We start from the raw sequence: 14,593 nt of genomic DNA on the forward strand, positions 1-14,593 counted from the left end.
CAACCCTATTTTAATTCGCATCAGTATTACTTATTATCGTCAGTTAAACCTTTCCAGTTATCCGTCCTGAAAGGGAACAGCGGCAAGCCGATGCTGTTGTAAACATTGGCACCGGCAGGGTCATCTTCCCAGGCATAACGTACAGCCACCGGGCGTGGTACCAATAGCGAAGATACCTTAATCTGCGTATCGCTCAATATTTCCGCATCTGCCCAGTAAAAATTATGGTCATCGCCTGCGATCCCGAAGCCGCCAATTTTTTTTGCTGCCGTCAATCCGCCTACCGGATTTGCCAGTTTAATGATAACAGAATTATCTTTTATTTCAAAAGAACGGTATCGCGGCGCATCGGCTTTAACCGGCAGGCCGTAAACATTTTTTTCGGCTAACAATACCAGCCTGCGTGCAACTTCCTGCTTATTTTTAGGGTGCACGTTTGACGAATCCCCGACATCAAAAGCGGTTACCATACCAGTGTTTTTAACACTCAGGGTTTTGTCCTGCGCTTCGCGAACCTCGGCCCAATAGCTTCCTTCGGGTTGCTTTTGCGGGTGATGATAGCCTGCCAATTGCACGTACAAAAACGGAAAATCGCCCTGGTTAAATTTCGAACGCCAGTCGGCTATCATCCTTGGAAAAAGCTCCCGATATTGGTAAGCCCTAAACCAATTCGATTCGCCCTGGTACCACAACACGCCCTTGATACTTAAATTGGTTAGCGGACTGATCATGGTATTGTACATCAGGGTAGGTAAGGTATTGGGGCTTATTTCCTTTTCGGGGCGATCGTTCCCCGTAAGCTTATAGCCTATCTTATATTGCCACTCACCGGCAAGGTTGATGGTACTGGCTGCTGCTTTCAGGTAAAAGCTCTGGCCATTATCCATAAAGCCGCCATCGCCGCCGTAGTTTTCAACCCTGACGGTGATAGTATTTTCTCCTTCTTTTAAAATATTTGCCGGCACCATGTACAGGCGTTTGTAGCCCCATTTATCCCCGGTACTACCAATCTTAACGCCGTTTACAAACGCTTCATCGGCATTCATGATCCAGCCCAAACTTAAAGCAGCACTATTTTGCAGATCAGACTTGCTAAGGTTTATCTTTTTTTTAAACCATACCACACCACTCAGTTCCCACAGATCGGGTTTACCGGTAAAGCCCCAGATGGTAGGCAGATTGATGGGTCTCCAATCTGACAGATCGGTTGTTTTGGCCCAGGCATACTGCCCATCGGCAAAACCTTTATCCTGTTTATTGAAATTTGTCACCCAATCGGCATGGGCCTTGCGGTGCTCTTTGTTATACACTGCCGTATCAAAATTTGCCACCTGCTGTGATTTTTCACCGAAGGTTGGTTCGCCGGCAAGTCCTTCTTTACTGATCCAGCTTTCGATCACGGTGCCGCCCCAACTGGCATTGATAAGGCCGACCGGGATCTTAACATCGCGTTGAATATCCCTCGCGAAGAAATAACCTATTGCCGGGAAATATTGCGCCGAATTGCTGGTACATACCGACCAGTTGCCCCGTGTATCATCCAGGGGCGTAAGGTCGATGCTTTTATTAACGCTGAACAGCCTGATCTGCGGGTAACTGGCATTTTTAATTTCCTCCTCGGCGTTTTTTGCCTGGCGCAGGTTAAACTCCATGTTCGATTGCCCGGAGCATATCCATACATCGCCTATTAAAATATCGTTCAGGGTGATGGTATTCTCGCCTTTCAATATCATCTGGTATGGGCCGCCGGCTTTCATCGGCTGTAATTTTGTGTTCCAATGGCCGTCAGCTCCGGTAGCGACGTTATAAGCCTTTCCCACAAAGGTGATCGTAACAGTCTCTCCGGGTTTGGCATAGCCCCAAACGTTAATGAGCTTATCGCGCTGCAGAACCATATGATCACCAACCAGGGCGGGTAACCTGATGGCTGCCTGGCTTATTAAAGCGCTGCAGATGACGATCATTAAAACAATATACTTATTCATGTTTAATCAAGATAGTAAGTAAAAGCTTATCTTCTATCGGCAACTAAAAAAACTACGCCGCGCGGCGGTACATCTACTACAATACCGCTCTGTACCGAACCCATATTGACAGGCAGAGTATCGTAATTGGCAGGCCCGCCGGATACACCGGACGGCCCGCTGCCGTTAACCAATACCTTGCGCGAAAAGGTGCCATCGCTCCCGCCCGTTAAAGTGTAATAATAAAAATTGCTGCCCGCCGCGTAATTTTTTATATTAACACTCACGATATGATCGGTGCTGCTTTTGTTTACCAGTACAACCCCGGCCTGGCCCGATGAAAAGGATGAAGCATAGCTTAACACATCGCTGCTGCCTTGCACCGATGAGCTAACCATCTGGTCGCCAAAAAACTTTTGGAAGTAATACATATAGTAAAATGCGGGCCGGGCGTTCCATTTGGATGCGCCGGGTTCGTCGCCGATATTGAACAGACCGTGGTCGTTGCCATTGCTCCAACCATTAGCCAAATCCCAGCGACTGGCCATGCCATATTTGTTTTTTAATAATTCGCCCAGTACCATAACCGCATGAATGCCCGCAATGTTCGATACCTTTTGCATCGAACCCTCGGCGTTGATGTTCCATTCGGTAAGAGCGATAGGTTTACTACCCACACCCGGAGTCTGGGCCAGCGTATTCATATAATCCATTACCGATCGGGTGTTGGTAATGGCTGTGTTCAATATCACATCAACAGACGAATTATCCTGGTACGGGGTATAATAGTTGTGCACAATAAAATAATCGGCCGTGCTGCCGGCCTGTGCCAAAAAACCGGCATCCCAGGCGCTTTGTGTAGCATCATATGATGTAGCAGCTTCATACAGCGTACCGCCGATTTTGATCGTCGCGCCTACTTCGGCTGCGGCCTTACGCATCGAATCGGCAAATACTTTAAAATGCCTGCCACACAAATCACCTGTCATGATCTGCGGTTGCCCGTCTTTATTCTTTTTAGTATCTATCTTGTAGCCAGCCTCCCAGTTGCCGTAATTTTCGTTGCCTATTTCCCAAAACTTTGTGCGCCCTTTATCGTACCGTACCCAGTCGGCGGCAAGGTGCGCCGCTATCTGGTCGGGATGGGCGCCGGTGCCATATCGGGCGTATCCATAATTTACACATATACTGCCAGTGCTGTTGGTTTGTTGCAAAACCTTGTAATAATTATCGAGCGAAAACGTCCACGACGAGTTATCCTGTCCGAACCAGTATTGATTTTTTGAGAGCTTTCCGTTACTGTCGAACAGCGAATCGGGCACATCTGCAGGTTTTTGCGTGGCCGAGTTCCAGAAGTATACATCAGATAAACTTCCGCCGGGGAAGCGCAAAATATTGGGCGATAGTTTGGTGAGATAATCCATCAAAACGGGTTCGGTAACATATTGGCCCATGTACGGATTGGTATTGTTACCGAACAGGTATTTGCTCACTTTGGTTAAAACCTGGCTCACATCGACCGTAACTATAACCCCTGCTGCTGCAGATGGTGCCGACGGAATAGTTGTACTTGCCGGAACGGTAAATGTTTTAGGCTGCCAGTCATCTAAAAAGAAGCCCTGGGTTTTAGCCGTTACCGGGATATTTGGAGCCGTGATAACCGGGTTGCGGTTGGTAACTGTATCTGTCGGCATCGATGAACTGCCATTTTTTTTACAGGCTTGTATCGCTACAAAGCTTATCGCAAACATGAGTCCCATTGCTATTTTGTTCATAGGTTTTATTTGCCGACGGGAATTTAAATTTCCCGGTGGACTACGTTGTTAAAAAGAGTGCCATATCATGCGGCCCAAAAGCCAGCACCGATATGGCACCTCAAACCAACTATAAATTAACACTAAATAAACCCAAGATCGTCGACATAAATGGTGCTCGGCACCGCGCTGCCCTGCGATTGTAATACTACCTCGGTTATGGTACCTGATACGTTGGTCATCAATGAGCTTAACGGAACAGTACAACTTACCCATGCTCCGGCCGTCATCGCTACAGTAGTACCGTTGTAATTGCCGTTAATTACCACCTGCAATTTGTCTCCTGTTTTTATGCCGCTGCCGCCGTATACAAAAAACTTGATTGACTTTAAGCCCAGGGTAGTGACATTCGGCGCAGCAGATCCGCCGTAGCCAATCTGCAAGGCGCCATATGAGCCCTGGAAGGTTACCGCGATGGATTTGGATCCGCGCTCGGTAGGTGATGTATTGGCAAAATTGATGGTACTGGTATAGCCGCTGTACCCTCCGCCGTTACCGCCCCAGCCCGTGGTCAATGCATCATCAAAAACGAGATATTTATACCCGAATGAGTTGGCCGATGTGGTTGTGCCGCCCGCGGTGGTAATCGTAATAAAAGCTTGTACTACACCTGTTGGTAAAAGCACTTTGAGCAAGGTGCTGGTGTTACCTACAATCTGTGCAGATACGGTACCGAATTTAACTGATGTGGCGTTGTCGAAAACAGTACCGCTGATGTAGATAGTATCGCCAGGCGAAGCGGCTACCGGTGTAAACGATGTTATACTTGGCGGAGGCTGCACTACTGTGAATTTGTAGTCGACACTGCCATACAAAGTTGTCACGGTAAGTTTTGCTGCCTGGGCTGGGCCAAATGGTGCCGTTGTCGGCAGGGTAACGATGATGCTGTTATCCGATAATAAAGCCGGGTTAAAATAGGCTGCAACACCATTAAAAGTTACGCCGATAGTGCTGCCCAGGTTGGTACCCGCGATACGGAACTGGCTGCCGCCCTTGCCCGAAACTACCAACGAATCGAACGGCACCAATTGCGGGTTGTAGTTATGAGTTACAGTGGTGACAGGCACACCGCTCGAATTATAAGTAGTCGAGGAGGTAGTTGCCGTTGAATCGACAACACTTTTATATATAGTATGCACTCCGGTAATGGTTGGCGTACCGGTGCCTGGCGTAAAACCCAGGTAATCGTTCTTTTTTGAGCACGAGAATAAACCTGTCACCAGCATGATCGCCAGCAAAAGATAAGCATTGAATTTATATATCTTTTTCATATGTGTTTTTATTTGAATACGTAATGAACAGGTGCCGCTACCAGGTTCGGGTCGGTAGTTGATTCTGAAACCGGTACCGGGAAGAAGAAGTTCGCGTCAATGGGCGTCAGCTTTCTCGAATAAATAACTGGTGCGGGGTTTGCGTTAGCTGCGGCGCTGTAAGTACCTCTCTCCTGTTGACTGATAACCGAAATGCCTACAGGGTGATGGGTAGGGAAAGTTGCCGACCCCGAAGGTTGAAAGCCATCCAGGCGGCACAGGTCAAACCAAAAATCCTGTTCGAGGGCAAACTCAAGGCGCCTTTCGAGCAGCAACTGCTGGTAGGTAAACGATGTAACTGCAGGTACGCCAACCCGGGTCCTGACCATATTAAAATAGGTCAGAGCTTTCGGATCTGATGTCGATGCTGTTAACGGTATACCGGTACCGGGTGTTACGTGCGCTGCCTGGCCTAATATCGCCTCGGCTTCAATCAGCAACACATCCGAATAGCGCATAATGTAGGTATTGTTACCGCCGGCTTGTGCAGCGCTTTTACCGCCATTGTCGGCCGGTGTGCCTATTACATATTTTTTTGCAGCGGCATTCTCATTCTGTGCACTTCCGTTTGCAGGGAAAGTATAACCGCCGGATGCTGCCAAAAGATCGGGATATTTACTACCCGGGAGCATAATGGTAGCATGCCTGCGGATAGTATCGCCGCCCTCGGTTTTGAAAGCATTTTGCAGGTCGATTGTCGGGCCGATCTCGGCATAACCATCGCCTGTACCGGTAATGGTGCTGTTATAGGCCCATGATGCCTGAATAGAGTTTCCATAATCGTACCCGCCGTTATATATCCATTGCATGGCCAATATGCTCTCCTTATTGTTATTGAAAGCTGTCTGGAACAGGTTTTCGTAAACCGGCAACAATGAAAACTCACCGCTGTTAATCACCTTTTCGGCTTCTTTCTGGGCGTTCACGTAATCCTGCATGTACAAGTACACTTTGGCCAGCATTGCCGATGCCGAACCGCTGTCGCCATGACCGGTACCTGCCGTACCTGCCGAGCAGTTAGCCTCGGCAAATTGCAGGTCCTTGATCATGAAGGTATATACATCTGAGATGTAGTTGGTTGGCACATGTTGAAAATTGGCGATGTCATCCAGCGGGTTTTCAACTATCGGCACGTTACCAAAAACACGTACCAGGTAAAAGTAAGCCACGGCCCGCATCAAGTGCGCTTCGCCCAAAGCATTATTAACGGTAGCCTGTGGCACACCGGGTATACTTGAGGCCATATTATTGATCAATCCGTTACATTGCGCTATAACGGTGAATGGCGAATCCCATGCGGCCAGTATTTCGGGGTTACCGTTTGGCGCCGACCAGTCGTTGAAAGCGCTAACGTCAGACGAGTAAGTAAAAGCGTTCCCCCCCGCCAGTTCGGTAATTGCCCATCCAACCTTATTGTTCCAGCCAAACCACGGCGACCCATATAAGCCGTTGGTACTGGCCTGAACCTGCGATACGGTTTGATAATAATTACCGACAGTGATACCGGCTTCGGGCGGGCGGTTAAAAAAGTCTTTCGAACAGCCACTGATAACGATAGTTGCTATAGTTGCTATACCTGCTGTTATATTTTTTATATGTCTTTTCATGTCAATCTCTTTAAAAGTTAAAACTGTGCATTAAGGCCTACCGTAAAAATGCGCGGCGATGGGTACCTGCCCATATCCAGGTTCATTAACAGCGGGTTTTGGTTGAACGATCCGATTTCGGGGTCGAGGCCGGGATATTTGGTAATTACCAGTAAATTCTGACCGCTTACATATACCTTCAAATTCGTCATGGCAACATATTTTGCCCATCGGGCAGGCATATTGTATCCCAGGCGGACATTTTGTAAGCGCACGAAAGAAGCGCTTTCTAAAAACCTGTCAGACATGACCAGGTTTGGGTTACCCAAACCGCCGCGCGGGGCCGGTACATTTGAATCGGGGTTAGAGGGTGTCCAGAAGTTGGCTGTAGATGCTAACTGGTTCTGGTACAATCCTGATAACCCGGCTGTCTGGTATTCCAGTACATCCAGTATCTTACCACCATAGGAACCATAAATAAATATCGACAGGTCGAAGTCTTTATAGGTGAAATTATTGGTAAAGCCATAAGTGAATGTAGGGTTAGGATTGCCGAGCGGAACCTGGTCCTTCGAGTCGACCTGACCATCGTTATTGGTATCAACATATTGCAAATCGCCCAGCCAGATGGTATTACCCAGTGTGTTGCTCACTATCTGCGGCGAGGTGCCGGTAACATTTTGAGGATGGGTAGCCAGGTAAGCCAGTTGCGCCTGTGTTTTTACCACGCCCTGCACTTTATATCCGTAAAATTCTCCAACAGGCTGGCCTACAACCGTCCGGGTAACTGGTAAGCTAACATAGGCTGTACCTACGGTTTCGTTGATAGCCGGTGCACCGTTTAACGAGGTTACCGTATTCACATAATGCGAAAACGTGATTGTGCTGTTCCATTTAAAATCGTTTGTGACTATATTATGGGTGTTGATAGTAAACTCGAAACCTTTATTCTCGATATTACCTGCGTTGATATAAGGCGGTGCGATACCGGCCGGATTGTCGCCGTACTCGTTGGGCCCGCCCAAGAGGAAATAAGGCAAAGGTTGCTGGAACAGGAAGTTTTTTGATGATTTGATATAGTAATCGGCAACGGCATCGATGCGGCCGTTAAACAAACTAAAATCAATACCTGCATCTTTTTGGATGGCTGTGGCCCAGGTAAGGTTAGGGTTGGCAACGTTGTTGATGATGAAGCCTGTGCCAAATGCCGTAGCTACCGGTTTAAGCGACGCGCCATACACATATTGCGGAACACCTGAGTTACCGGTTGTACCATAGCTGGCCCTGATCTTGATATTATCGATCACGGCTTTTAAAGGAGCCATAAACGGTTCTTCGGATAAGCGCCAGGCAACGGCTGCACCGGGAAAGTACCCGATCTGGTGGCCCGAGGCAAAATTTGAGCTTTGATCGCTACGGATATTGGCTGTGATGCTGTACCGGTTATTAAAAGTATAAATTAACCTGCCCAGGTACGATTGCATTACCGAGGCACCTTTGCCTTCGTTCACAGAAGCACCTACCGCATTGGCAACCGCTATGCTTTGCACATTATTACCGGCCGAAAAACCAACGCCCGACAGCGGGATATAATCATAATTTGATTGCCAAACTTCGCGGCCCGCCAGGGCCGATATATTGTGCTTACCCCAGCTGTGCGAATAATTGAAATATTCTTTCCAACTCCAGTAAACGCTGTTGGTAATGGCACGGTTTAATGTGGCCGTATTGTTTCCGAAAGCAGGAGCACTGCCTGTTGCCCCGTAAGAATAGGTTGGGTTAAACGTCTGGCCGTTTGCCCAGTTGAAATCGCCGCTAAGTTCAGAGTGGAGCGACAAACCTTTGTAAAGCGTTATATCGGCATAAACGTTGCCGTTTACCTCGCTCCTGGTTAAATTATTAGCGATATTTAAGGCTTGCTGAACAGGGTTAGGCCCTCCGAGGATAGTACCGTTAACCACTGCAGGTCCGGCAAATGTACCATCAGCGTTATAAACCGGTGCATCGGGCGCGGCTAACAGGGCGTTGTAAATAATACCTGTATTACTGCCGAGGCCAACTTGCTGATCACTCCGCATGGCGCCGATAGTCGAGCCTATTTTGAGCCAGCCTTTTGCCTGCGAGTTGAGCGCGGCGCGTATGGTATAACGATCGAAGTTAAAGCCTAAAACAGTACCGTCCTGCCTGAAATAACCTGTCGACAGGTAGTAATCCGACTTATCAGTACCGCCGGATACTGCTACGTTATGGCTTTGCTCGGCAGCAGTGCGGAAGATCGCTTTCTGCCAGTTAGTGCCCGGGCCTAAAATACTTGGGTTGGCAAATTCGCCCCGGGGCTGGATACCAAAAGCGGTTGCGAGCCGGTTTTGCAAAGCGGCATATTGCTGCAGGTTATCTACTTCCAAAAATTTACCTTGCTGCTGTAAGCCTACAAAACCATCATAGGTTATTTTGGCACTGCCGCTTTTACCGCGTTTGGTGGTAACAATCACCACACCATTTGCGCCGCGGCTACCGTAGATGGCACTTGCCGAAGCATCTTTTAAGATATCTATCGATTCGATATCGTTCGGATTAAGCATCCCCAGCGGGCTCACCGAAGTTTCCATATTGGATGAACCCGGGCTGTTTAACTGTGCACCACCACTGTAGCCGTTTGCTGCGTTGCCGGTTATTTCCACACCATCGATAACGTACAGAGGCTCACTCTGCCCGAAGTTGCTGATCCCGCGTATGTGGACGGATGTAGCACTGCCGGGTTGGCCGGAGTTTTCGGTAACGGTTACCCCGGCTGCTTTACCTTGCAGTAACTGGTCCACACTCGGCTGCGGGATATTCTGGATATCCCTGGAAGTAACCGAAGAGATGGCTCCGTTCACATCGCCCCTTTTTTGGGTACCGTAACCAATGCCCACCACTTCAACATTGCTCAATGTGGTACTGGTTAACTTTAAGGTTACGTTAATTGTGGTTTTGTTGCCTATTACCACTTCAACGGGCGTCATACCAATAAAACTGAAATGCAGTACCTTACCACCTGCCGGTACATTAATGGTATAGGCGCCGTTAACATCTGTACTGGTAACCACTTTGGTATCTTTAACCATCACAGTTACCCCAGGCAGTGTCACACCTTTTTCATCGGTCGCTGTACCTTTCACAGTTACCGGGCCGCCCTGTGCATATACGGCGCAGTAACTGATCATCAGCAATGCCACCAGTAGTGCTTTTTGTAGATTTTTCCTCATAATGATTGGTTGATTTGTAATTGGATTAATAAGTAGATCGTGTTTATTTCAGGTTATTCATAGGTTATTTGCTTTTACAATCGGTTGCATAAACAGTATTCAGCCTCGGCTATGTCCTAAATCGATCAAAACTTAAGACGGCATAGTATGCAATTACAGCGATCAGAGAAACCCCGGATCATCGCATATCAAATTCTTTACGGCTCGTTTTTTGATTAATGTTACTTAATCAACATAATTGGTTATTGGCATAATAGGCCCACAGCTTTTACTGTTATCAGGGCGATATTGTTTTACCGAAATAAAAGTACTATAGGGGTTGTATTCAAATGTGGATTAATAGGGACACAAATGTCAACATTGATTAAACATTTGATTTTCAATAATTTAATACAATAAGAGCAGGCACAAATGTGCAATTATTAAACAAAATCCGCACATCAGGTTCCATAATAATATCGCAAATAATAACCGGAATACAGTTGGGTAAGACAGATAACTAAGCCTCAGCCTGGGTTTTGGCTTCCATGTAGTTTGAGGGCGATACGCCGTACTCGGCCTTAAATGCTTTCACAAAATACTTCTGACTTTTGAAACCAACCTTGTAGCATATCTGCGATATAGTAAGGTAGCCGTTCTCCAGCAACTGGGCGGCGCGCTTAAGGCGGATATGACGTATAAACTCGTTCGGGGTTTTGCCCGTTAAGGCCAGTATTTTTTTGTAGAGCGTGTACCTGCTTACAAACATTTCGCCACTCAACTCCTCAACCGAGAAGTTAGGGTTGTTGATGTTTTCCTCGATCAGCCTCAATAGCTTTTGCAGGAAAGCTTCTTCGGGCGATTCGATAAGCTCTTCGGTCGGTTTAACCTCTACCTGTTTTTGGTAGGTTTTACGCATGTTTTCCTGTTGCGCCAGGATGTTTTTGATCTTGGATAACAGTATCTCGAAGTTGAATGGTTTGGTAAGATAATCGGTAGCGCCCATTTCGAGGCCTTTGAGCTGCTGGTCCTCACCTATCAACGCAGTTAATAAAATAACCGGGATATGCGTAGTGCGCGGGTCGTTTTTGATCTTGGTACATAGTTCTATGCCATCCATCTCGGGCATGCTGATATCGCTTACTACCAAGTTAGGGTGCAGCGCCAGGGTTTTTTGCCAACCCTCGCGCCCATCGGCAGCTTCAACTATCGTGAAGACGTGTTTTAAATTATCCTTGATATAGAACCTGAAATCATAATTGTCTTCAACGATCAATATTGTTGGTTTTTTGCCAATATGATGATCATCAGTGGGTTTATGCTCTATTTCCGGCTGCTGTAGAGACGGTTTCTTGCCTGCCTTTTTAACTGCTGCGGTTTTCAACGGCAGAGTTACTGTAAAGCAACTGCCTTCGTTAAGTTCACTATCTACGGTAATGGTACCATTATACAAGCGCACAAATTCTTTGGTGATCGATAAACCTATGCCGCTACCCTGGTTGACCATCGAACCGGGAATATTATTTTGGAAAAAGGCTTCGAATATCTTATCCTTTTTATCTGCCGGTACACCGATACCGGTATCGATCACTTTGATCTGCAGGTTACATTCGAGCGGACTGTCGCTGCTTAAGGTATCGACAAGCAAACTCACGTGCCCGCCGGCAGGTGTAAACTTAAACGCATTGGACAGCAGGTTGAACAGAATGCGCTCGATCTTGTCACGGTCGAACTCGCAGCTTAGCTCGTCTATCGCGGCATCAAACACAAAGCTGATGTTTTTCTTCTCGGCAATATCGATGAAAGAGTCGGCGATATCTTTAATAAATGCGATCACCTCTCCCGGTTCGGTATGCAGCTTCAGTTCCTGCACTTCCATCTTACGGAAATCGAGCAGTTGATTAACCAGGTTAAGCAAACGCCGGGCGTTGCGATTGGCAAATTCAAGCTGGGTTTTTACCTCGGTCTCTTTGATCTGCTTCAGCACCTTATCTATCGGCGCCATAATGAGCGACAGCGGCGTACGGAACTCGTGGCTTACATTAGTGAAGAATTTGATCTTCATCAGGTCGAGCTCATGCATCCGCTTGGCTTCTTCACGCTCTTTTTCCAATTCAAACTGCGTCCGTATTTTTTGGATACCCCGTTTCCTGATCAGCAATAAAACTCCGATAACGGCCATGGCATAAAGCACATAAGCAAACGGCGTTTTCCAAAACGGCGGCAATATGTGTACCGTTAGGGTAAGTTCGTGTGCAGGCGCATTATCGCCAACAGCACGCACTTTAAAATAATAATCCCCGGCATCAAGGTTAGTGTAAGTGGCGCTTTGAACCGTTTTATCTGCTTCTATCCATCTGTTATTAAAGCCCTCCATTTTATACTGAAGCTTTACCTTATCGGGATTGAAATAGTTTAACGAAGCAAATTCAATGCTGAAAACATTTTCATCGTATTTTAAAGTGACCTCTTTTGATGAAGTAATAGATTGGGTTAAAATTACATCCCCGTTTACTTTATCACCAACTTTGAGGCTTTTATTAAAAACCTGAAAATCGGTAAATACGAGATCGGGAGGGGCGGTACTGATATGAATATCTGACGGTTTAAAAATATTAAAGCCGTTACCCCCGCCAAATACCAACTCGCCGGCCCTGGTTTTGCATGATGCATTGATGGTAAACTCGCGGCCCTGCAAGCCATCTGTTTCGTTATAATTTACAAACCTGAATTTCAACGCGTCGGTGGGCCCCGAAACGATAATATTGGATAAACCGTTGAGCGTACTGACCCACATATTGTGCGCATCGTCCTCCTGGAAGTCTAACAGGGTATTATCAGGCAAACCATCTTCTTTAATAATGTTTGTAAATTTTTGTGTTACCGGGTTGAATATGCTTATGCCTGCGCGTGTACTTATCCACATCAGGCCGCGGCTGTCTTGAAAAACACTGTTGCTGTTGTTATTGATCAGCGTATTAGGGTTGCTATCGCTATGAACGTAATTAATAAAGGTGTTGGTTTTTTTTAGCAATACATCAATGCCGTAATAGGTAACAACCCACAGGTTCTTCTGCCTGTCTTCGCAAAGGCCGGAGATATAATTTGAATGAATTGAGTTAGGCTGGTCATTTTTGTAATGGATAAATGTTTGCGTTTGCGGATTAAATTTGTTTAACCCGCCAGCTAATGTACCTACCCACAAATTATGAGATGAGTCTTCGAGTATGGACCATACCCTATCTTCGGATATGCTGCCCGGCAGGGCATCATCATGCTTATAATGGATAAATGTTTTACCGTCGAAACAATCCAACCCGCCAAAATAGGTGCCTATCCATAATTTTTGATCATGATCGAGGCACATCGTTATGATCACGTTGTTAGATAAGCTATTAGGATTATTTTTATCGTGCAGGTAACTTTTAAAAGCTCCTGTTTTTCGGTCAAAATATATCAATCCGCCGCCGTTGGTACCTAACCAGAGGTTACCGTATTTGTCTTCGATAAATTTATTGATATCGTTAAAAGGCAAGCTTTGGGGGTCGGACAGGTAATGGGTATAAAGCGGGAACTTGATGATATTTTCGTGGTAATAACTAATGCCTTTTTTGTAGGTGCCTATCCAGACGATGCCGGTATTATCCTTATACAGAGATATAATGCTATTTTGACTCAGGCTTTTATTATCATCTTCTTTGTTCATCAAAACGTTGAACCGAAAGCTATTTTTATCTAAAATACTGATGCCGCCATGATCTGTAGCTATCCAGATACGGCCCTTGTCATCTTGTATAATACCCGAAATAATGTTGGCGCGCAACTTATCAGGTCCTTCACCTTTACCGATGTGCTTGAATACCTTTTTATCTGCGCTCAGGTAAAACACCCCCGAAGAGTAAGTAGGCACATAAGCCCAAAAATTATCTTTGCTATCGATAAATAGCTTGAATGGTAAATTGGAAAATGTATAGTTATTGCTGATAACGTCCGAATGATAAATTACCGCATTAGTTTCGGGATTTAAACACTCGAGCTCCCCCTTAAAATAAATAAGCCATATATTGCCTTTGCCATCCAGGGATACATCGCACACTGCGTTGGAGCAAATACTGTTAGGGTTACCCTGTATATGTGCAATATGTGTTGTAGTTTTAGTTTTACTATCGTACTTGTAAACTCCATATACAGCGTGAATAAACCAGAAATTTCCGTTTCCATCTTTTTTTACCGTTGTGATATTGGCATCCGGAATATTGATCGATCTTAAATAACTGGCCGTTTTGCGGATAAAAATCTCTTTTACCGGATCGTAAATATTAAATCCTTCGGGGGTTTTTACCCACATTTTATTGTCGGGGCCTTCGGATACGCTGACGATGAAATCGTCGTTCAGGCTGGTGGTGTCGCTAACCGAATGTTTAAATACTTTAAACTTATACCCATCGTATTTATTCAACCCAGAAAGGGTACCGAACCACATAAAGCCTTTGCTATCCTTGGTAATACAGGTTACCCAGTTATGCGACAGGCCGTTGTTCACATCGAGCCGCGAAAACTGGAACTGCCCCTGCTGCGCTTTCAGGGCAATGCTGATTAACGAAAGGGCGATAAGTAATTTATACCGCATATAATTGGTTGTGCTGTGTTTATACGGGGTGAGCTTAACAAATATACAATTAGGCTGCAGAC

Annotated in this window: 6 protein-coding genes; all 6 read right to left on the bottom strand. The window is 46.2% G+C overall.

Annotated features, from left to right (window positions below; translation table 11 throughout):
* Window positions 1-26: 26 nt before the first annotated feature.
* Window positions 27-1,985 carry a sialate O-acetylesterase gene (locus tag BEL04_RS09175; RefSeq protein ID WP_066002585.1) on the bottom strand — a complete coding sequence of 653 codons (1,959 nt, stop codon included), beginning with the start codon at window positions 1,983-1,985 and terminating at the stop codon, window positions 27-29.
* 26 nt (window positions 1,986-2,011) lie between these two features.
* Window positions 2,012-3,739, bottom strand: coding sequence for an alpha-L-arabinofuranosidase (locus BEL04_RS09180; RefSeq protein WP_066002588.1), 1,728 nt, complete (start codon window positions 3,737-3,739; stop codon window positions 2,012-2,014).
* Between the two features lie 122 nt (window positions 3,740-3,861).
* Entirely contained in the window at window positions 3,862-5,049 is a 1,188-nt protein-coding gene (locus BEL04_RS09185) for a hypothetical protein (RefSeq protein ID WP_066002589.1), read from the bottom strand.
* Window positions 5,050-5,057: 8 nt separating this feature from the next.
* Complete coding sequence (locus BEL04_RS09190; protein ID WP_066002591.1) at window positions 5,058-6,695, bottom strand: RagB/SusD family nutrient uptake outer membrane protein; 1,638 nt, start codon at window positions 6,693-6,695, stop codon at window positions 5,058-5,060.
* A gap of 17 nt (window positions 6,696-6,712) precedes the next feature.
* Window positions 6,713-9,922, bottom strand: a complete 3,210-nt coding sequence (locus BEL04_RS09195; RefSeq protein WP_066002595.1) for a TonB-dependent receptor — start codon at window positions 9,920-9,922, stop codon at window positions 6,713-6,715.
* A 499-nt stretch (window positions 9,923-10,421) separates the two neighbouring features.
* Complete coding sequence (locus tag BEL04_RS09200) at window positions 10,422-14,531, bottom strand: hybrid sensor histidine kinase/response regulator transcription factor (protein ID WP_066002598.1); 4,110 nt, start codon at window positions 14,529-14,531, stop codon at window positions 10,422-10,424.
* Window positions 14,532-14,593 lie beyond the last annotated feature (62 nt).

It is taken from the genome of Mucilaginibacter sp. PPCGB 2223, from assembly GCF_001705515.1.
GTDB lineage: Bacteria > Bacteroidota > Bacteroidia > Sphingobacteriales > Sphingobacteriaceae > Mucilaginibacter.